This window comes from Arthrobacter sp. YC-RL1 (genome assembly GCF_001454985.1).
Classification (GTDB): Bacteria; Actinomycetota; Actinomycetes; order Actinomycetales; family Micrococcaceae; genus Glutamicibacter; species Glutamicibacter soli.
In genome coordinates this window covers 737,676-757,925 of record NZ_CP013297.1, presented here as the reverse complement: position 1 = coordinate 757,925, position 20,250 = coordinate 737,676, and the positions used below count along the sequence as shown (strand labels likewise).

Annotated in this window: 21 protein-coding genes; 13 read left to right on the top strand and 8 right to left on the bottom strand. The window is 66.6% G+C overall.

The features are described from left to right. Positions 1-189: 189 nt before the first annotated feature. Positions 190-1,113, bottom strand: a complete 924-nt coding sequence (locus tag ATC04_RS03500; protein WP_047120109.1) for a LysR substrate-binding domain-containing protein — start codon at positions 1,111-1,113, stop codon at positions 190-192. A gap of 71 nt (positions 1,114-1,184) precedes the next feature. Here ATC04_RS03500 and ATC04_RS03495 point away from each other — a divergent pair, with 71 nt between their 5' ends. Continuing rightward, the gene (locus ATC04_RS03495) at positions 1,185-2,216 is read left to right on the top strand and encodes a putative sulfate exporter family transporter (RefSeq protein WP_047120110.1); all 1,032 of its coding nucleotides are present in this window, start codon (positions 1,185-1,187) and stop codon (positions 2,214-2,216) included. Between the two features lie 9 nt (positions 2,217-2,225). Here the strand turns inward: ATC04_RS03495 and ATC04_RS03490 are convergent, their stop codons facing one another. Further along, a complete protein-coding gene (locus ATC04_RS03490; protein WP_047120111.1) occupies positions 2,226-2,630 on the bottom strand; it encodes a VOC family protein in 405 nt (134 codons plus the stop codon). A 198-nt stretch (positions 2,631-2,828) separates the two neighbouring features. Here ATC04_RS03490 and ATC04_RS03485 point away from each other — a divergent pair, with 198 nt between their 5' ends. Next, a complete protein-coding gene (locus ATC04_RS03485) occupies positions 2,829-3,536 on the top strand; it encodes an NUDIX domain-containing protein (RefSeq protein ID WP_047120112.1) in 708 nt (235 codons plus the stop codon). A gap of 18 nt (positions 3,537-3,554) precedes the next feature. On the opposite strand, the gene ATC04_RS03480 is transcribed toward ATC04_RS03485, so the two are convergent. Further along, positions 3,555-4,691, bottom strand: coding sequence for an acyl-CoA dehydrogenase family protein (locus tag ATC04_RS03480; protein WP_047120113.1), 1,137 nt, complete (start codon positions 4,689-4,691; stop codon positions 3,555-3,557). A gap of 316 nt (positions 4,692-5,007) precedes the next feature. Here ATC04_RS03480 and ATC04_RS03475 point away from each other — a divergent pair, with 316 nt between their 5' ends. The 3 genes from ATC04_RS03475 to ATC04_RS03465 are packed head-to-tail and all read left to right on the top strand — an operon-like array spanning position 5,008 to position 6,650. Next, a complete protein-coding gene (locus ATC04_RS03475; RefSeq protein WP_047120114.1) occupies positions 5,008-5,385 on the top strand; it encodes a DUF202 domain-containing protein in 378 nt (125 codons plus the stop codon). Positions 5,386-5,389: 4 nt separating this feature from the next. After that, the gene (locus tag ATC04_RS03470) at positions 5,390-5,719 is read left to right on the top strand and encodes a DUF202 domain-containing protein (RefSeq protein WP_047120115.1); all 330 of its coding nucleotides are present in this window, start codon (positions 5,390-5,392) and stop codon (positions 5,717-5,719) included. A 1-nt stretch (position 5,720) separates the two neighbouring features. After that, positions 5,721-6,650, top strand: coding sequence for a LysR substrate-binding domain-containing protein (locus ATC04_RS03465; RefSeq protein WP_047120116.1), 930 nt, complete (start codon positions 5,721-5,723; stop codon positions 6,648-6,650). Between the two features lie 57 nt (positions 6,651-6,707). Here the strand turns inward: ATC04_RS03465 and ATC04_RS03460 are convergent, their stop codons facing one another. From ATC04_RS03460 to ATC04_RS03450, 3 genes are all read right to left on the bottom strand, one after another. Continuing rightward, positions 6,708-8,045 (bottom strand): MFS transporter, encoded by a 1,338-nt coding sequence (locus ATC04_RS03460; protein ID WP_047120117.1) that lies wholly within the window; start codon positions 8,043-8,045, stop codon positions 6,708-6,710. Then, complete coding sequence (locus ATC04_RS03455; RefSeq protein ID WP_047120118.1) at positions 8,042-9,082, bottom strand: MBL fold metallo-hydrolase; 1,041 nt, start codon at positions 9,080-9,082, stop codon at positions 8,042-8,044. The genes ATC04_RS03460 and ATC04_RS03455 overlap by 4 nt, the downstream gene beginning before the upstream one ends. 143 nt (positions 9,083-9,225) lie before the next feature. Further along, positions 9,226-9,609, bottom strand: a complete 384-nt coding sequence (locus ATC04_RS03450; protein WP_047120119.1) for a helix-turn-helix domain-containing protein — start codon at positions 9,607-9,609, stop codon at positions 9,226-9,228. A gap of 81 nt (positions 9,610-9,690) precedes the next feature. Here ATC04_RS03450 and ATC04_RS03445 point away from each other — a divergent pair, with 81 nt between their 5' ends. The 7 genes from ATC04_RS03445 (at position 9,691) to ATC04_RS03415 (ending at position 16,285) form a co-directional block, all read left to right on the top strand. Continuing rightward, positions 9,691-10,299 (top strand): NAD(P)H-binding protein, encoded by a 609-nt coding sequence (locus tag ATC04_RS03445; protein WP_047120120.1) that lies wholly within the window; start codon positions 9,691-9,693, stop codon positions 10,297-10,299. 148 nt (positions 10,300-10,447) lie between these two features. Next, entirely contained in the window at positions 10,448-12,109 is a 1,662-nt protein-coding gene (locus ATC04_RS03440; protein WP_047120121.1) for an ABC transporter substrate-binding protein, read from the top strand. Between the two features lie 7 nt (positions 12,110-12,116). Further along, a complete protein-coding gene (locus ATC04_RS03435; RefSeq protein WP_047120122.1) occupies positions 12,117-13,049 on the top strand; it encodes an ABC transporter permease in 933 nt (310 codons plus the stop codon). Next, positions 13,046-13,843, top strand: coding sequence for an ABC transporter permease (locus tag ATC04_RS03430; RefSeq protein ID WP_047120123.1), 798 nt, complete (start codon positions 13,046-13,048; stop codon positions 13,841-13,843). Before ATC04_RS03435 ends, ATC04_RS03430 begins: the two co-directional genes overlap by 4 nt. Continuing rightward, on the top strand, positions 13,840-15,450 hold the full coding sequence (locus ATC04_RS03425) for an ABC transporter ATP-binding protein (protein ID WP_047120124.1): 1,611 nt from the start codon (positions 13,840-13,842) through the stop codon (positions 15,448-15,450). Before ATC04_RS03430 ends, ATC04_RS03425 begins: the two co-directional genes overlap by 4 nt. 105 nt (positions 15,451-15,555) lie before the next feature. Further along, a complete protein-coding gene (locus ATC04_RS03420; protein WP_047120125.1) occupies positions 15,556-15,861 on the top strand; it encodes a hypothetical protein in 306 nt (101 codons plus the stop codon). Between the two features lie 34 nt (positions 15,862-15,895). Then, complete coding sequence (locus ATC04_RS03415; RefSeq protein WP_152666890.1) at positions 15,896-16,285, top strand: hypothetical protein; 390 nt, start codon at positions 15,896-15,898, stop codon at positions 16,283-16,285. An 88-nt stretch (positions 16,286-16,373) separates the two neighbouring features. Here ATC04_RS03415 and ATC04_RS03410 read toward each other — a convergent pair whose 3' ends face one another. Beyond that, the gene (locus ATC04_RS03410) at positions 16,374-18,062 is read right to left on the bottom strand and encodes a long-chain-fatty-acid--CoA ligase (protein ID WP_047120127.1); all 1,689 of its coding nucleotides are present in this window, start codon (positions 18,060-18,062) and stop codon (positions 16,374-16,376) included. A gap of 153 nt (positions 18,063-18,215) precedes the next feature. Between ATC04_RS03410 and ATC04_RS03405 the strand changes: the two genes are divergently transcribed. Continuing rightward, complete coding sequence (locus tag ATC04_RS03405; protein WP_047120128.1) at positions 18,216-19,202, top strand: DNA topoisomerase IB; 987 nt, start codon at positions 18,216-18,218, stop codon at positions 19,200-19,202. 28 nt (positions 19,203-19,230) lie between these two features. On the opposite strand, the gene ATC04_RS03400 is transcribed toward ATC04_RS03405, so the two are convergent. Next, entirely contained in the window at positions 19,231-20,226 is a 996-nt protein-coding gene (locus tag ATC04_RS03400) for an Lrp/AsnC ligand binding domain-containing protein (protein ID WP_052772491.1), read from the bottom strand. Positions 20,227-20,250: the final 24 nt, after the last annotated feature.

Genomic DNA, 20,250 nt, shown 5'->3' with positions numbered 1-20,250 from the left:
CCCGAGTATGTCGCAGCTCACACTGCTTTGAAAGGTTTACCAGTCTTGTTCGAGGGGCCGATTGCGCACACCAAGCGTGCATTGTTGCACAGCGGACCCCGCAGCATGCGCCCGTCACTGCACGGGCTTGCTTCCATCGAACAGCGGCTGCGGCCGAGGTTATCCGAGGTCAGCCTCCCTCTTGGAGGGTTAGGACGCGGATTCCGCGGCGATTTCCAGCAGCGCCTGCTCGGCGGCGCCGGGGACGTGGTCCACCGACCAGATCGCCCGCAGCTCGCGGACCAGCGCCGGGCCGTCGAAGGGGATCTCCACCAGCGTCCCGAGCTTCAGCTGGCTTTCCACGGCCAGCTGGCTGAGCACCGCCGGGCCCATGCCGGCGGCCGCGCATTGGCAGATGGTGGCGTTGCTGTTGAACTCGGCCAGCGGCTTGGGGCGGTCGGCATGGGAAATGTAGTCGAGGAAGGCCCGGGTCCCGGAACCCGCCTCTCGCTCAATCAACGCGGTGTTCTGCAGCTCGTGCAGGGTCAGTGCGCCGCCTCGTTGCGCCCACGGGTGGTCCGGCGCGGTGACGATCAGCATTTCATCGCTGTAGACCTGCTGACTTCTGAGCCCCATGGGGATGTGCGGCGTCTCGACGAAACCGAATTCCAGCTCGCCCTCCCGGACCGACTGGATCACGTCCTGCGAGTTCATGATCCGCATCCTCGGCTTCACCAACGGCATCTTGCGGTGCAGCGCCCCGATCCAGCTGGGCGCCAGGTACTCCGCCACGGTCATGCTGGCCCCGAAACCCAGCTCGCTCTGGCCCGGGTCTGCCAGGGACCGCGCGCCGGCGGCGAAGGTCTGCAGGCATTCGAGCACTTCGCGCGCCCACTGAACGGTGAGCACGCCTTCCGGAGTCAGAGTCGACCCCGTGGTCTTGCGATCCACCAGCTGGTATCCGAGCCGGCGTTCGAGGGTTTTCAAGGCGCGCGAGGCATTCGGCTGGGCGATGCCGGCTGCCCGGGCTCCGGCGCTGAGGCTGCCGTGGTCGGCGATGCCGACCAGCAGGGAAAGCGAGGAGAACTGGATCCAGTGCGCAATGCTGTTCAGTGATGACGGGTCTTGATCCATATCAAAAGCATATGCCTCCAATAGCCACGGGACGAATACCGCCGAAACCGTGACGGGAGAAGACTGAAAACATGCAATCGACAGACCAGACACAGACATCTTCCCCGACATCAACCCGCGCAACGCTGCGCACCCTGTTCCCCGGACTGGCGGTCTGCCTACTGGCCGGGGCCCTGTGCATGGTCATCAGCCGATTCCTCGACGGAGTCAGCGCACTGCTGCTGGCCATCGTGCTCGGCGCGCTGTGGCGAAACATCGTTCCGGTTCCCACGGCCCTGGATCCGGGCATCGCCGTCTCCGGCAAAAAGCTGCTGCGCCTGGGCATCGTCCTGCTCGGTCTGCAGCTGTCCCTGGGTACCATCCTGGGGCTGGGCCCCGGGGTGCTGCTGGTGGTTTTCCTCTCCGTCGGAGTGACCTTCTTCGCCACCTTGTGGATCGGCTCCCGGCTGGGCATGGATCTGCCGCAACGGCTGCTGATCGCCGCCGGGTTCTCCATCTGCGGCGCGGCCGCGGTGGCTGGGGCAGAGAACGTGGTGCGGGCCAAGCAGAGCGAAGTCGCCACGGCCGTCGGACTGGTGGTGCTCTTCGGAACCCTCATGATCCCTGCCATGCCTGCGCTCGGCGCGCTGCTGCAAATGGATGAGCGCAGCATCGGCATGCTGGTGGGCGCCTCGACCCACGAGGTCGCGCACGTCGTGGCGGCCGGCGGGTCGGTGGGAGCGGCCGCCCTCGAGGTGGCGGTGACCGTCAAGCTCGCCCGCGTGGTGCTTCTGGCGCCGATCATCGCCGGCGTGGGCATGTTCATGCGCCGCCGCCACGCGGTAACCGGCGGCAAGAACCCGCCGCTGGTGCCGCTGTTCGTGCTCGGATTCATCGCGGCAATGCTGCTGCGCAGCAGCGGAATTGTTCCCGTCTGGGCCCTTGACGCGGGCCAGATGCTGCAGACCCTGCTGCTCTCGTCAGCCATGTTCGCTTTGGGGCTCGGAGTCCACCTGCGCAGCATCGTGAAAACCGGCGGCAAGTCGTTGCTGCTGGGACTGCTGGCCACGATAGTCATCACGGTTGTTTCGGTGCTCGGAACCCTCGCCTTCCCGCCGCAGTAGTCCCGCCGCTCACTGGGATGGTTGTTCGTAGCCGATCAGCCATGTCAGGCCGAAGCGGTCGAGGACCTGGCCGTCGCAGGCGCCCCAGGGCTTGGCGGCCAGCGGGTCGAGGACCCGGCCTCCCTCGGCCAGCGCCTCGAACCACCCGTGCAGCACGGGTGGTTCCGCAGCGCCCAGCAAGGAGAGCATGGCGCCCTGGATCTGCACCGGGTTCTCGTCCGGCGCCGCATCGGCCGCACCCAGCGTCACGTTCCCGCTGAGCATTCCATGGGCGATCGCCGTGGGCGGCCCGTCGCTCCGGTTGAACTCCGCATAGGAGTACAGGGCCAGCTCGCCGCCGAACACCCCTGCATAGAAATTCAAGGCTTCCCGCGCCGTACCGGGGAAAAGGACATAGAGCTGCGGACCCTTCACGCGAGTTCCTTCTTTCAGCAGACGTCAGGCCACCGAGGCCCCGAGGTACGCCGGGAACGCAGAGGCCCCGGCGTGCGTCACACTCTATGCAAGCAGCAGCGTACTGGCAAGGAATCCTGCAGCGATAGCCGGGCTCGATGACGCCTGAACGTGCATACCGTTGGCTCAGCACGGCAAATACAGGACATACTGGGGTTCATGACGACGAAGCCCATTTTAGATCCGGCCGTAGAAGTTCCCATCCGACGCGCCGCCAGCGTGCTGTTGCTACGCGCAGCGGACACCGGGTTCGAGGTGTTCATCCAGCACCGGGTCAGCACCATGGACTTTGCCGCGGGTATGGTCGTCTACCCCGGAGGCCGGGTCGACGCGCAGGACGCTCAGCTGGTGCGCAGCGGAGCCCTCGATGCGCGGCTGCTCGCCGAACAGGCTCAGCGCTGGAAGCACTCCACCGTCTGGGACGAGGGTGAGCAGCAGGCCTCCTTCCACGCCGGGGAAATGCTGGCGGCCGCCCGCCGCGAGGTATTCGAGGAAACCGGTCTGCTGCTGGATCCCGAACAGCTGCTTCCCTGGGCGAACTGGGTCACCCCGGTGGGCTATCCCAAGCGCTTCGATACCTACTTCTTCATCGCGGTGCTGCGCGAGGACCAGGAACCACGCCACCAGACCTCCGAAGCGGCGATCTCCAATTGGATCCATCCCGAAGCGCTGTTCGCGGCGCTGGAGCGCAAGGAAATCAAGATGATGCGCCCCACCCAGCGCACCTTGCTGGATGCCATGGAGCTGGGGTCCATCGCTGCGTTGCGGAGTTTCGACCGGGAGATCATCCCGGTGCATCCCACCGGGAAGGACACCAATACCTCCACCCCGGTTCTCGATGTCGAGCTGCGCCCGCGGCACGACTGAGCCGCGGGCGCCCGGCAGCTACTTGTCGACCAGGCCGCGGCCCACGATCAGCGACATGATCTCGTTGGTGCCTTCCAGAATCTGGTGCACCCGCAGGTCGCGGACGATCTTCTCCAGACCGTAGTCGCTGAGGTAGCCGTAGCCGCCGTGCAGCTGGATGGCGCTGTTCGCGGCCTCGAAACCTGCATCCGTGGCGACCTTCTTGGCCATGGCGCACAGCCTGACCCGGTCAGGCGCCTTCGCGTCCAGCGCGGCGGCGGCCCTGCGCAGCAGCGACCTGGCGGCTTCCAGCCCCATGTCCATCTCGGCCAGCTTGAAGACCAGCGCCTCCTGGCGGGTCAGCGGCCCGCCGAAAGCCTGGCGTTCCTTGAGGTATGCCGCGGACTGCTCCAGTGCATGCTGCCCGCCGCCCAGCGAACAGGCAGCGATATTCAGCCGTCCGCCGTTCAGCGCCTGCATGGCCATGGAGAATCCCTGGCCTTCGGCGCCGAGCAGGTTGCCGGCCGGGATGCGCACGCCGTCCATGATGACCTGCCGGGTGGGCTGCGCCTTCCAGCCCATCTTCTTCTCGTTCGGGCCGAAGCTCAGCCCTGCGCTGTCCCCCGGAACCAGGAAGGCGCTGATGCCGCGCGAGCCGGTGTCCTCGGTGCGCGCCATGACGATGTAGAGAGCCGAGGTGCCGGCTCCTGAAATGAACTGCTTGACCCCGCTGAGCACGTACTCATCCCCGTCCCGGCGCGCGCGGGTGGTCAGCGCCGCGGCGTCCGAACCGATCCCGGGTTCGGTCAGGCAATAGGAGCCAAGGTTCTGCATGGTGGTCATCTCGGGCAACCAGTGGGCGCGCTGCTCGGTGGTTCCAAAACTGTCGATCATCCACACCACCATGTTGTGGATGGAAATGTACGCTGAAATCGTCGGGCAGGCCTTGGCCAGTTCCTCGAACACCAGGATCGCGTCGCTGCGGGTCAGCGCCGAACCGCCGAACTCCTCGCCGGCGTAGATTCCGCCCATGCCCAGCTGGCCTGCTTCGGCCAGCACGTCGACGGGGAAATGCTGGCGCTCATCCCAGTCCAGTGCATTCGGGGCGATCCGGGTGGTGGCGAAATCGCGGACCATTTCCGCGAGCGCTTTCTGGTCTTCAGTAAGTTCGAGCATGTTTGGCTCCTGACTCAAGCAGGCGTCATCGGTGTGGACGCCCGACCGCTACATATGTGACTCACACTACACCGATTCGGGTCCTCGGCGCGGGCTGGCGCCCACGGTTTCGCGCACCGCCGAACACACGGGAATTCCGCGGAATTCCACGGCCCGGCAAGCCGTCGCAAACATGATTTCGAAGGGGTTTTGGACGTAGTCTTGGAAGAGCAGTAAACCCCGCGGCGGCCAGTGTCGGCACGGGGTCGGATCTGAAGATTTTCCGCGGCCAGCACCGGCGTTTTCCGGTCGGAGGCCGCCGCGCGCAAGGATGCCCATGACCCAGAATGACCGCAGCAAACTCGCCCGGGCGCTGTTGCCCGAAGGCAGCGAGCCCGATCCGCGGTTCACGCTGGCCAACGAACGCACCTTTCTGGCCTGGATCCGCACCTCGCTGGCATTCCTGGCCGGAGGCATCGCCCTGGAGGCGTTCACCGTCGGGGCGTTCCCGGGGCCGGTGCGCACCGTGCTGGCGTTTTTCGTCATCGGGGTGGGCATGCTCATCGCCCTGGGCGCCGGCGTGCGCTGGGTCCGGGTCGAACGCAGCATGCGCACCGGGAAGCCGCTGCCGCTGCCCGCCATCGTGCCGCTGCTCAGCCTGGGCGCGATTGCCGGGGCCATTGCCGCGCTCGCCATGGTCCTGGTGGGAAAGTAGCGGAATGAAACAGGATTTCCCGGTCACCGACCCGGGCCTTCAGCCCGAACGCACCGTCATGGCCTGGGCGCGCACGCTGGTGTCATTCCTCGTGGTCAGCGGCGTGTTCCTGCGCTGGGCTCCGCACTACGGCACCGGGGTGCTGGTCCTGGTGGGCATCGCGGTCTGCGCCGCCGGCGGCATCTACCTCTCGCAGCGCCGCCGCTATTCGAGGATGGCCCACGGCGTGAAGAACGAACGCATCCACGCGGACGTGGTGGCGGTGCTGGTGATGACCGGCGCGATGCTCGCCCTGGGCGGCAGCGCCATCGTGCTGGTGGCGGCGGGGCTCTGAGATGGTCAACTACACGCTGCGCCAGCTGCAGTACTTCGTCGCGGTCGCCGAGGCCGGCTCGCTGTCCGCGGCGGCCGTGGCCTGCCACATCTCCCAGGCCGCGATGAGCCAGTCCATGGCGGAACTTGAACGCGTGGTCGGCAGCCAGCTGCTGGTGCGCAGCCGGGCCCGCGGCGTGGTGCTCACCGCGGTGGGCACCGAGTTCCTCCACGATGCCCGCTCGCTGGTGCGCCATGCCGAGGAGATCCAAGGCCAGATCATGGAGCGCCAGTCGGCGCTCGCCGGCCCGCTGGTCATCGGCTGCTATTCCTCGCTGGCCGCCTTCTGGGTCCCGGTGATCTGCGAGCGGTTCACCGCACCGAACCCGGGGTTGCAGGTGAAGATCATCGAGGGCGATGCCGCGCAGCTGCAGCAACGCATGCTGCAGGGACACCTGGATGTCGTGCTGACCCACACCCGGCACCTGCTGGAGGACGTGGAGCACCGGGTGGTGATGTCCGGGCGCCCCTACGTGCTGGTCGCCGCCTCGCATCGCTTCGCCGAGCGCGGTTCGGTGAAGCTGGCCGAACTGGCCGAGGACGACTTCGTCTCCCTGGATCTGCCTACGGTGCGCGACAACCAGCTGGTGAACCTGCGTTTATCTGGCTTGGATCCGAAGATCCGCTGGAGCTCGCAGAGCTTCGAGGCGGTGCGCAGCATGGTGGCCCGCGGGCTGGGCTACACCGTGCTGGTGCAGCGCCCGCCGGTGAACGTGAGCTACGACGGGCTGCCGCTGGCGATGCTGGAGATCGACGGACCGGTGGGCTACAGCGACATCTGCGTGGCCTACACCGCGACCAAGCGCCCCAGCCTGCGGCTTCGGGCATTCCTGGATTTCTGCGAACAGGTCGGCGCCGAACGCGACAGCCGGGCCGCCCAGGAGAATTCCTGAACGACCCGGCTGATTCGGGGTGCTGGCGGCGATGTCCCTTGACGGGGCGCCGCGCCCCTAGATGTCCTGCGCTTCCAGGTCGGAGTCCTTGCCTTCCTTCATGCCACGCATGGCCAGCGCGGCGATGATGAATGTCGCGGCCCAGACCACGCCGACCAGCCACAGGTTGCCTCCGGCGACCAGCACCAGGCCCGCAACGATCATCGGGGTGAAGCCGGCGCCCACGGTGGAGGAGAGCTGGTAGACCAGCGAGGCTCCGGTGTAGCGGATGCGGGTCGGGAACAGCTCGGCGGTGAATGCGCCGAAGGGTCCGAAGATGCTGGCCTGGATAATGCCGTTGGCGATGAACAGGGCAATGGCGAAGATCCACAGCTGCCCCAGTTCCAGCATGAACATGATCGGCAGGGCCAGCAGCGCACCGGCCAGGATGCCGACCATCATGACCGGGCGGCGGCCGTACTTGTCCGAGTAGCGGGCGGCGAACCAGATGCCCACCACGGTCAGCGCGGCGCCAATCGCCTTGATGTTCAGCACGCTGGTGCGGTCCATGCCCAGGTCGTCGACCACGAAGGAGATGGCCCAGACGGTCATCAGGCCCTGCACGGTGTAGGAGCTCATGCCCACCAAGGTGCCGCGGACGACGGACTTCGGGTAGCGGGTGAGCACTTCGCGGATCGGGGTCTTGCGCTCCTCGGCCTTCTGCTCCAGGGACAGGAATAGCGGGGACTCAGTGACCTTCAGGCGGATGACCAGGCCGATGCCGACCAGCGCGATGCTCAGGATGAACGGAATGCGCCAGCCCCAGGCCAGGAACTGCTCGTTGGGCAGCAGCGAGACCGCGGAGACTGCCAGGGTGGCCAGGACCGCGCCGGCCGGGCCGCCCATGTTGGCGAAGCTCGCCGCGAAGCCGCGGCGCTCCTTCGGCGCGTGCTCCAGGGCCATGAGCATCGCTCCGCCCCATTCGCCGCCGACCGCCAGGCCTTGCACCACACGAAGGATGATCAGCGCGATGGGGGCGAGCATGCCCACCTGCGCGGTGGGAGGAAGCAGGCCGATGAGGGTCGAAGCGCCGCCCATCATGGCCATCGAGGTGATCAGCACGCCCTTGCGGCCGATCTTGTCGCCGAAGTGGCCGAACACGATGCCGCCCAGCGGGCGGGCCAGGTAGCCCACGGCCAGCGTGGCGAAGGAGGCGAAGATCGCGACGCCCGGGGTGAGGTTGGTGAAGAAGATCTTGTTGAACACCAGCGACGCCGCGGTGGCATACAAGATGAAATCGTAGAATTCGATGGCGCTGCCCAAAAAGCTCGAAGCCAGGATGCGCCGCATTTCAGGCGACGAAAGGCTGGGAACTCGCAGGCCCGGGTCTTGCTCGTGCTTCACAGTGTTACTCATGCTACTGCCATTTCAGAGGTCTTGCGGGCGAAGGAGATGACGTCCAGATCATTGGGGATGAGGAATCTGCCGGAGAACTGGCCGGCGTGTGCATGCCAGACCGAATCCGGGGTGGTTCCGGGAACCAGGTGGTGCAGCGCGAGGGTGGCCGCGCCGGCGCGTTCGGCGATGTCGATCGCCTGCAGCGCCGAGGTGTGGGACCGGCGGTGGTGGTCCATGGAGGCCTCGGCCTCCTCGGTGCCCAGCGAGCCGTAGGCGCGCTCGACCCAATCGAAGTCGATGGCTTCGTGCAGCAGCAGGTCGGTGCCGCGGGCCAGCCGCACCAGGTTCTCGCAGGGCGCGGTGTCCCCGGAGATGGTCACCGAGCCTTCGGCCGTGTCGAAGCGGAAGGCGAAAGCCGGAGCGATCGGCGGGTGCTCGACCAGCGTGGCGGTCACCGTGACCAGCTCGTCCCGGTAGATCTCGAAGGGCTCGAAGTCCTGCGGGGTCGGGTTCTGGTTCGGGTGGTATCCCCCGGCGGCAGGGATCTTGATGTCACTGGCCTGGAAGTAGTCCAGCGGCGAGGGACGCAGGGCATCGATCACGCGGTCGTTCAGGTCCGTGGCATAGGCCTGCATCAGCGCGGAGAACATCGACGCGGTGCCGGGGGTGGGGTTTGCCGGGAACAGCGGCTGCGGGGCCACGACGGCGCGCGGCGAGACCGGTGGAAGCTCGCCGCGGTCGCCGGGGCCGATGATCCGCACCGGCTGCTTGCCGCGGGCCATGGTGAACAGGCCGAAGATCGCCAGCGACGCCAGGTCGATGGTGTGGTCCGAGTGCAGGTGGGTGAGGAAGATGCCGCGCAGGTCCCCGGGGGTGAACCCCGCCTTCATCAGTTGGTTGCCCACGCCGGTTCCTGCGTCGACCAGGTATACCGCGGAGCCGACGACCACCGCGGTGGCGATGCCCGAGCGGCGTCCGGCGTTCTCGCCGGTCCACCAGCGCGGTCCGCCGGCGGTCCCCAGGGTGACAACGCGGGGGGAGAGATGTTCGGACACGGGATTCGCCCTTTCACGATCTGACTGCTGACTCTTTCAATCATCGTGAGGACGGTTACATTCGTAAAACTGTTTTTATCTACCAAGAACCATAGTTTTACTTATGAATTGGGCTGCGGGGCCGAAATTGCGGCGATCCTGGGCTACAGGGTGGCATCGTCCCGGGTGCGGTCGAACTCCTCGCGGGCGCGCAGGACGCTGGGCACATGTTCCTGCGACCAGAGCCGGATGGTCTCCATGGGACCCAGCAGGCTGCGGCCCAGGTCGCTGAGTTCGTAGTCCACGCGCACCGGCACCTGGGCGGTGACGGTGCGCAGCAGCAGGCCGTCGCGCTCGAGGGTGCGCAGCGTGCTGGTCAGCACCTTGGGGGTCACCGAACCGATGCGTTGGCGTAACGCGGAGAAACGTTGCGGCCCTCCGGCGAGCGCGAGCAGCACCAGCGGAGTCCACTTGTCGCCCAGTCGCTGCATGATTTCACGCGAGGGGCAGCCCTGCACGAACACGTTGAAATCCCGGTCGCTTTCCATGGGGAAACCTAGTTTCGTTGTAGTAGCCAGTATCTAAAAGATACCATTGAGCTGAATTCACCAGCAACGAAAGGACTCTCCATGAAGATCGCAGTCTACGGAGCCACCGGCATGGTCGGCAGCCAGATCATCGCCGAGGCCGCCACCCGCGGCCACGAGCTCACCGCGGTCACCCGCTCGGGCAAGGAAGTTGACGGAGCCACCGCCGTGGCCGCCGACCTTGGCAACACCTCGACCTACCGCCAGCTGGGCAAGGAAAACGACGTCATCGTCATTGCCGTGCCGCCATCGCGCACCGGCGGGGACCACCAGGACTACCTGGACGCCTTCGAGGAAATCACCGAGACCCTGACCGACGCCCGGCTGATCGTGGTCGGCGGCGCCGGCGCGACCGAGGTCGACGGCGTGCGTCTGGTCGACACCGACGGCTTCCCGGAAGAGTACAAGGCCGAGGCCCTGACCTGCGCGGAGGTCTACGACATGTTCACCTCGGTCTCCGGCATCACCTGGACCGTGGCCGCCCCGGCACCGGTGATCGCCCCGGGCTCCCGCACCGGCAGCTACACCCTGGGCACCGATTCGCCGGCCGGCGACTTCGTCTCCACTCAGGACTTCGCCGTGGCGATCTTGGACGAGATCGAGACCCCGGCGCATGCTAACCGCCGCATGACCGTGGCCAGCGAAAAGTAGTTCGCGGCCGCGACCGCCTGCCGCCCCGGGGTGTGAACTGGATCGCATTGGCCGGTTCACCCGTCACCAGAAGTGTCGCCGATAGGCCCGGGTGGCTAGGGTGGTAGATGGTCATCTCCCATCCACTTAATGAGGTAAGTTTCAGCCCATGCAAAGAAACCAGCGCGCCCGCCGCCTGCTCTCCAGCGCCGCGGCCCTCGGCATCGCATCGATCGTCCTGGCCGGATGCTCCTCCACAGCGGGAACCGAGTCCACCCAGGACGCCACCCCGGTGGCCGGCGGCACCCTGGTCTACGCCTCCGGCGACGCGGAGCCAAGCTGCCTGGACCCTCACGTCGGCGGAAACTACCCGCAGGCCCTGGTGGCCAGCCAATACTTGGAGTCCCTGTTCACCAAGGACTCCGAAGGCAAGATCATCCCATGGCTGGCCGAATCCACCGAGGTCTCCGAGGACGGGCTGACCCGCACCATCACCCTGCGCGAGGGCATCAGCTTCACCGACGGCACCAAGCTGACCGCCGAGGCCATCAAGGCCAATATCGAGCACCTGCAGGACCCGGACACCGCCTCCTCCACCGGCTACCTGGCCGTGGGCAAGGTGGACCAGATCAAGGTCGTCGACGAGCGCACCGCCGAGCTGAAGCTCTCCGCCCCGGACAACGCGCTGCTCGAATCGCTGTCCATGCCGTGGACCGCCATCCAATCCCCCACCGCGCTGGAGCGCGACCAGGCCACCAACTGCGCCTCCCCGGTGGGCACCGGACCGTTCAAGGTCGAATCCTGGGAGCACCAGCAGGCCGTGAACCTGGTGCGCAACGAGGACTACGTGCCGCCGGTGGCCGATGCTTCCCGCACGCAGCCCACCGCCTACCTAGACGGCATCACCTGGCGCTTCATCCCCGAAGCCGCCACCCGCTACGCGGCGCTGGCCTCCGGCGAGGTCGACGTGATCGACAACGCCCAGCCTGACACCATCGCCACCGCCGCGCAGGGCGGCCCGCTGGGCCATCTGGACGCCTCGCGTCCGGGCGCCTCCAACCGCATCGAGCTGAACAGCTCCAAGGCCCCGTTCAACGATGCCAAGGTGCGCGAGGCGTTCATCCGCTCGGTGGACGTCAACGCCGGCATCACCTCGCTGTTCTTCGACACCGCCAAGCGCAGCTACTCGCTGCTCTCCAGCGTGGAACCACTGGGCATCTCCGATCAATCGCTGTTCACCACGGATCCGGCCAAGGCCAACTCCCTGCTCGACGAGGCAGGCTGGACCGAGCGCGACTCGGCCGGCTACCGCTCCAAGGACGGCAAGCGCCTGTCAGTGGTCTTCCCGGTATCCACCAACCAGTCGGTCCCGGCCGAGCAGTCGCTCTTCGAGCAGTTCCAGGCTTCGGCGAAGGCCGTGGGCTTCGAAGTGAAGATTCAGCTGCTGGACCTGTCCAGCTGGTACGGCGCGCTGGCCGAGCACAACTACGACCTGGTCTCCGCCCCGTACACCAAGGTCGGCCCGTCCGTGCTGCGCATCCTCTACCACTCCGACTCCACCGTCCCGGCTCCCTCCGGCTACTTCGCCAACAACGCCCAGGTCAAGAACCCTGCACTGGACAAGCTGCTGACCGACGCCGAGCAGACCAACGACGAGGCGCAGCGCGCGGACCTCTACGCCCAGGCGCAGAAGATGGTGCTGGAAGGCTACTACGTGCTGCCGCTGTACGACCAGCAGAACCACTTCCTGTACGGTGCGCAGGTCAAGAACATGGGAGCCACCACTTCGGTGTCATCCCCGGTCTACACCGACGTGTTCCTGGCCGAGTAGCACGCGAATGGGAACACTCGGCTGGGCCGTCCGGAAGATCGGCGGGGCGCTGGTGGTGCTGTGGCTGGTGGCCACCGCCATCTTCATCGGCATCCGCCTGATCCCCGGCGACCCGGCCGAAGCCATCATGGGCGGGCCCGGCTCCCAGGCCTCGGCCGAGGCGCTGGCCGCCGCCCGCGCCGAGTTCGGCCTGGACCAACCGGTGCCCGTGCAGTACCTGATGTTCCTGGGCAAGCTGGCCCAGCTGGACTTCGGCACCTCCTACGCACTCAAGCGCCCGGTGCTCGACGTGATGGCCGAGGTGCTGCCCAAGACCATCACCCTGGCCCTGCTGGCGCTGGCAGCCGCCTGGCTGCTGGCGCTGCTCTTCGCCGCGCTGGCCATGCGGGCCAACCGCTTCGGCGCCTGGCTTGGCAGCATGGTGGAGATCGTAGCAGCCGCCGTCCCGCACTTCTGGCTCGGCGCGGTGCTGATCATGGTTTTCTCCTCCGCCCTGGGCTGGCTGCCTGCAGTGGACAACGGCACCAGCGCCGGACTGGTGCTGCCGGTGCTGACCCTGGCGCTGCCGCTAGCCGGATTCCTCACCCAGCTGATGCGCGACTCCCTGGCCACTGCGATGTCCAGCCAGTTCGCGCTGGCGGCCCGGGCCCGCGGCGAAAGCCGGCTGGCGGTCTTCTGGCGCCACGGTCTGCGCCATGCCTCGCTGCCGGCGCTGAACCTGACAGGATGGGCGTTTTCCTCCCTGCTGTCCGGCGCGGTGGTGGTCGAGGTGATCTTCGCCCGCCCCGGGCTGGGACGCTCGCTGCTCTCCGCGGTGCTGGCCCGCGACATCCCCATGGTCACCGGCCTGGCGCTGTTCTCCGCGCTGGTCTACATCCTGGTCATGGCACTCACCGAAGCAGTGGAGCGCGCCATCGACCCGGCGGGAGCCGCCTCATGAGCCGGCCGTCAAAGATCCTCGCCTGGCTGTTCATCGCGTTCTGGGCGCTGACCGCCTTGGCCCCGCAGCTGATCGCTCCGGGCGACCCGCTGGCCATCAACCCGGCGCAGGCATTCCAGGCTCCGGGCTCCGGGCACGTGTTCGGCACCGACGAATCCGGGCGGGACATCTACACCCGCGTCATCCACGGCGCCGGAGACTCGCTGTTCATCGGTCTGGCCGCCACCGCCGTGGGTATGGGTCTGGCCATCGTGCTGGGCACCCTGGCCGCCATGGCGCCGCGCTGGCTGGACGGCATCATCCTGCGGGTGCTCGAAGCACTGTACTCCATCCCCTCGCTGCTGCTGGCGCTGCTGATCATCGCGTTCACCGGCCCCGGCGTGGGACCTGCCATCATTGCGGTGGGCTTGTCCACCGCACCGGGCTACGCGCGGCTGGTGCGCAGCCAGATCCGTACGCTGAAGAATTCCGAAATGCTCGAAGCTGCCACCGTGCTGGGCCGCGGCACCTGGCTGAAGATCCGCAACCACCTGGTGCCCAACGCACTCAAGCCGCTGCTCGCCCTGGTCACCCTGGGTATCGGCCAGGCCGTCATCTGGGCCGCGGCGTTGTCCTTCCTGGGGCTGGGAACTCCCCCGCCGGCACCCGAATGGGGCGCGATGCTCTCGGCGGGGCGCACCTACCTGCACCTGGCGTGGTGGATGAGCTTGTTCCCGGGTCTGGCCATCGTGGTAGTGGCCGCCGGCGCCACCCTGATCGGCCGAGCCCTGGGCGGAAAGGCCAGAACCATATGAGCACCCGTGATTCCGCACCGCTGATCACCGTATCCAACCTCTCGGTCAGCTTCGGCGCCGACGGTGCGGTGCAGGACGTCTCCTTCACCCTGTCCGCGGGACGCGCCCTGGCGCTTGTCGGCGAGTCCGGGTCGGGCAAGTCAGTGACCGCGCGCAGCCTGCTGGGGCTGTCCGGCGGAACCGTCACCGCCAAGACGCTGCGGATCTGCGGCCACGACGGCCTGGCGCTGCGCGACCGGGAATGGCAGGGCATTCGCGGCAACGCGGTGTCCATGATCCTGCAGGACGCGCTGACGGCGCTGGACCCGTTGCGCCCGGTGGGCCGGGAAATCGGCGACGCGTTGAAGGTCCACGGCTCGAACTCCCGCGCCGAGCGCCACGCCAGGGTCATCGAGATCTTAGAGCGGGTGCACCTGCCGGATCCCGAACTGCGCGCGCGGCAGCGTTCCACCGAACTGTCCGGCGGCATGCGCCAACGCGCGCTGATCGCCCAGGCGCTGATCGGCAACCCGCAGGTGGTCATTGCCGATGAGGCGACCACCGCGCTGGATTCGAAACTGGCCGCCCTGGTGCTGGAGCAGCTGCGCGAGCTGAAGGAACAGGGCCGCGCGGTGCTGATGATCAGCCACGACCTGGCCCAGGTCGCTCACCTTGCCGATGAGATCGCGGTGATGCGCCGCGGGAAGATCGTGGAGCACGGGCCCGCCGCCCGGGTGCTGGAAGATCCGCAGCACGAGTACACGCGCACGCTGCTGCGGGCGGTTCCCTCTGGAATCCCGCGCTTTGTCCCGCTCTCCGCTTCCTCGGCTCACGCCGCGCCCGCGGCCGCTGCCGTCAATGCCGAGGACCCGACGCTGGCGTTGCGCGCGCACAATCTGGGTAAGTCCTTCGGCAGCCACCAGGCCGTGGACTCGGTGTCCTTCGAGCTGCCCCGCGGCACCACGCTGGGCATCGTGGGAGAATCCGGGTCCGGGAAAACCACCACCGCACGCATCGTGCTGGGACTGCAAAAACCCGACTCCGGGCAGGTCCAGCTGCTGGGCCGGGACTTCGCCCCGGGCAAGGAATCCGAGCGCCGGGAGCTGCGCCGTGCCATGGGCGCGATCTACCAGAACCCGCTGGGCTCCTTCGACCCCCGCTACACGGCAGGCCAGCTGCTTACCGATGCCCTGAGCGAGGGCAAGTCCAAGCGCGCGGACGGCGGATACCGCGATGGGGTGGAGCAGCTGCTGGAGCAGGTGGAACTTGATCCCGCGCTCGCCTCGCGCAACCCGCGCGAGTTGTCCGGCGGCCAGCGCCAGCGCCTGGCCATCGCCCGGGCGTTGGCTCCCAAACCCGCGGTGCTGGTGCTCGACGAGCCGGTATCCGCCCTGGACGTGTCGATCCAGGCGACGGTGCTTGACCTGCTGGACCGCATCCAGCAGGAAACGGGAACCAGCTACCTGTTCATTTCCCACGACCTGTCGGTCATCGAGCACATGAGCGACCGGGTCGCGGTGATGACCCGGGGGCGGATCGTGGAGCAGGCAGATACCGCGCAGATCTTCGGGGACCCTCAGCATGAGTACACCAAGTCACTGCTCTCGGCAATGCCGCGGCTTCGCTAGCGGGTTTCCGGCCGCCCACTTGCGCGGCGGCATGTGGAGCTAGCCATAGGAGAGACATGAGTTCTAGCTGCTTGGCTTCGGCCAATCAGGAAAGGAGATCGAACGATGAACGATTCAATCGCAATCAAATTCTGCGTCACGGCCCTGCGCACAGATCAGGAACAGCTGGACGTCGCAAGACGCCTGATCGATTTGGTGCAGCGTTCCGACCTGGATGACCATGTGGGAGTCTGGATGCAGGGCACCGCGCCACAGCTTAGCGTGCATGCCCATTCCGAGCCCGGATACACCCCCGAAATCCACCGAGACTGGATTGACGACATCGAAGAACAGCTCAGCGAGCTGACAAGGAGCCATATTCCACATGCTGAATTCGTTGCGCACATTGCTCCGGAAAGCCTCATCTGCTGAATACCCTTCCCCCACAGCTCGGATCGAAACAACCATGCACACCTCCACCAGCGCTGATGGAACGACGATCTATCGAGGGTTGGACATCAGTTCTTCCTCGTACCGCTGGGACAGCATCACCGCCGAGCACTTGGGCTATTGGATCAATCGATTGCCCCACCTGCGAACCCCGTTCCTGACCATTGCCAAGCCCCAGCCGGGAGTGGAGCACCCGGAATTCGTGCAAACCTACTGGGAGTCCGGTCAGGAATTCACCTTCGAGTGGTGGAACTACTCCCGACCCGGCCTGCATCGCGTGTGCACCGTAATATCGGCACAACGGCTGGTCCAGCTGATCCACAGCTGGCTGGATGGCGATGACAGCCAGCTGGAGAGCGAGCAGTGGGCCGAAGAATACTTCAAGGTCAAGATCCGTAAGCGCTGAGCTGCCAAACCAGCCTGCGGCTGCTGGAGGGATAGCGCAGCAGGACCGCAGGGTTGCTGCTCTTGGCTATCCCCTCGATGGGCCTGCCTCAGATGGAATCGACCAGACCGTCCTTGACCTGCTTGCGCAGGATCTTGCCCAGCATCGAGCGTGGCATCTCGTCGATGGCGAGGATGCGCTTGGGAACCTTGTAGGCGGCCAGCAGCTCGCGGCAGTGCTCGCGCAGCGCGTCCTCGTCCAGGGCCGCGCCCTCTTCCAGCTGGACGGCGGCAACCACCATCTCGCCACCGCGGGCCAGCGGCTTTCCGAAGGCGGCGGCGTCGGCGACGTCCGCATGCTGGCGCAGCGCGATTTCAACCTCGGTCGGCGACACGTTGAAACCGCCGGTGATGATCAGTTCCTTGGCGCGGTCCACCATTGTGGCGAAGCCCGCCTCGTCCACCGCGACCACGTCGCCGGTGTGCAGCCAGCCGTCCGCCGTCAGGGTTTTCGCGGTTTCCTCCGGGTTGTTCCAGTAGCCCCGGAAGACCTGCGGCCCCTTGATCAGCAGCTCGCCAGGCTCGCCCTGCGCCACTTCGCGGCTCGGGTCGTCCACGTCGACAACCTTCATCAAGGTGGAAGGGAACGGCACCCCGATGGTGCCGGCATGGCGGCTCGGATGGAACGGGTTGCCCATGGCCACCGGCGAGGACTCGGTCATTCCGTAGCCCTCGACCAGCAGGCCCCCGGACATCGATTCCCACAGCTCCACCACGTGGTCCGGGAGGTTCATCGCGCCGGAAATGCAGTACTTGGCGCTGGCCAAGGACATGCCGCGTTCCTTGGCGGCCAGAGCGGTGCGCTCGTAGATCGGCGGCACCGCGCAGTACACGCTGGCCGGGGACTTCTTCCACGCGTCCAGGATCATGTCCGGGTCGAACTTCGGGAAGAGCACCAGCAGGCCCTGCTTCTTGATGCCGAAGGTCAGGTACAGGGTCATCCCGAAGGCATGGAACATCGGCAGGATCGCATAGAGGATTTCCTTGCGCTCCTGCGCCCCGTGCATCCAGGCTTCGCCCTGCAGGGCGTTGGAGTACAGGTTGAAGTGGGTGAGCATGGCGCCCTTGGGACGCCCGGTGGTGCCCGAGGTGTACTGGATGACCGCGAGGTCCTGGACCTGCGGGTACGGATGCGCCGAATCCAGCGGCGAGGCCTTGAGCAGCTCCTTGAAGGCGAGGGTGCCGCGGGTGCGGGTGGTCAGCGAGTTCCTGGTGTCGCGCAGCTTCTTCACCGGAAGGTGCAGCGCCAGGCGCTTGACGGCAGGGAAGGCCTCCAGCAGGTTCACCGCGACGATCGCGTCGATCTGGATGTCCTTCGGGAATTCCTGGACATGCTCGACCACCTTGTCCCAGGCGATGACCACGCGCGCCTGGTGGTCCTCGAACTGGTGGCGCAGTTCGCGCGAGGTGTACAGCGGGTTGTGCTCGACCACCACGGCTCCCAGACGGAGCACCGCATAGAACGCGATGACGTGCTGCGGGCAGTTGGGCAGGATCAGCGCCACCCGGTCCCCGGCGCGCACGCCGAGATTCCGCAGCCCTTCGGCGGCCCGCTGGACCTGCTCTCCGAGTTCCTTGTAGCTCATCCGCCGGCCGAAGAACTCGGTGGCCGGGCTGGACCCGGCTTCGAGCACCGAGTGTTCGAACATGTGGCTCAGCGATTCGGTGGGCAGCTTGATTTCGGCGGGAACGCCGGGCTGGTAGTTGGCGGTCCAGGCAGGTGCGGATGAATTCTCCATGCTCCCATCATGCCTTGTCCCGCATCCGCCGGAAACTCCGGCAGCGGACGCAGTCCCCGTCCCGCCTTGGAATTCGCCGAGCCGGGTACCGCCGGCATCCGTGATTTTCCTAGGGTAGTGCCAAGTGCAGGAACAACATTGAGGACGGGGCGCATGACACGCAAGGATCGGCTCCCGATCATCCGCAAGGGTGCAGGCCGCGGCTTCTACTACGAGCTGGACTCGCAGAGGATTACGGACCAGCAGGAGCTGGACCGCATCAAGGGATTGGCCATTCCACCGGCGTGGAAGCAGGTGCGGATTGCACGCAGCACGCGGGCCAAGGTGCAGGCCGTCGGTGTGGATGCGGCAGGACGCACCCAGTCGATCTACAACCCGGTGTTCAGGGCTCGTCAAGACGAAGCGAAATTCGCCCGGATGCTGGAGTTCGGTACCGCCCTGCCGCAACTGCGCGCCCAAGTGCGCAAGGACCTCCGCCGGCGTTCGGCCAACGAGCAGAAGGTTGCGGCGGCGGTCATCGCGCTCATCGACGAGCATCTGCTGCGGGTCGGAACGCCGGCCCGCTCCGGTGCAGGCGTCTCCTTCGGAGCCACGACCCTGCGCCGCAAGCACGTCAAGCCGGCCCGCGCATCCTTGAAGCTGGAGTTCACCGGAAAATCGGGGCAGCCCCAGTCCATTCGCGTGAGCAATCCCAAGTTGATGCGCATCCTCGAGGAATTGAAGAACATGCCAGGCCACGAGCTCTTCCGATTTCTCGATGAGAACAACCATGCGCACCGCATGGATGCCGATCGGGTGAACAGCTACCTGCGTCAGGCCATGGACGGGCCTTTCACGGCCAAGGACTTCAGGACCTGGGGCGGCACGAGCTGCGCACTGCAGGCGCTGCTCGAGGTCCCGGGCGCCGCCGCCCAGGCACCGGAGCAGCTGGCCAAGCACGCGGTGGAAACAGCGGCCGCGAAGCTCGGCAATACGCCGACGATCGCCCGGGAATCCTATATCGACCCAAGGGTCCTGCTGTTGTGCGAGGAACCCGAGCGGCTGGACCGGCTGCGCCGTTCGTACCGGCAGCTGAAGACCCGACATCACCTGGATCCTGCCGAACGCTGCCTGCTGCGGGTGCTGCGCACGGAGCCCTGAGCGATCTGCAGCTGCCCGAGGTCCCGCGCTAAAGACGACTGCGCCCCATCGAGCGGCCCTGGTCGTCGAGAATCTGGCCCATCTGCTTGACGGTGCGCAGTACCACCGACCGGTCGCTGATGGCCAAACCGGACAGGCGGATTTCCAGGGCCTGCTCCAGCCGCTGCACTTCGCCCAGGTCCTTGAGCCAGACGTCCATGATCACATCGTGCGGCCCCACGGTGTGGGACACCAGACGGACCTCAGGGAGGTTTTCCAGCCTGCCGGCGATTCCCTCCAGCTTGGTGGCCGGGACGCGCATGAAATGCCAGGCGCTGACCGGCCATCCCGAGCGTGACCTGGCCAAATCCGTACGTTGGATAAGCGATCCGCTGCGTTGCATCAAGGCCAGCAGCTCACGGATATGCCGCGGGTTCTGGTCCAGTTCGGAGGCGATCCTGGTGGCGCTGGCTCGGCCGTCCCGATTCAGCAGGGCCAGCATTGCCCGTTCGAGCTCCGGGTTGCGGGTCGCGGAACGGCTGGTGGCAGGCAGCGGAAGGCCCGCAATGCGCGCGCTTTCGTGGGCGTCCAGTGCGCGCACCCGCCATGATCTTCCGTCGATGAGGGTGCGGGCGATGGGGTGGCTGCGCACCGAGGCCACGGAGGGTACCTTGGGCAGCTCGTCGAGCAGGTACTTTCCCAGCGCGTGCGAATCACGCGCCGCGACGGTTGCCACGATGTCGCGACCGCCGGCGGTCAGGTCGACCGCGATGGCTTCCGGGGATTCGGCCAGCGCGAGCGCGACCTGGGTGTTGGCTCCAGAGTGGCAGTTGATCTCCACCAGCGCCGCCGCTTCCCAGGCGTTCCAGTCGAAGGTGGTGATCCAGGCGAGGCCATGGTCGGCCAGCTGCTGCCAGCGCCGGTTCAGCGTCGCGGCATCCGCGCCGAGGATCGGGGCAAGCTGGGTCCACGGGGCTCGCGGGCGGATTTGCAGGGCGTTAATAATCCGCAGATCGAGGGCATCAACCGAATAATCCTGCAACATGACTCCTATATCGTCTACTTTCAA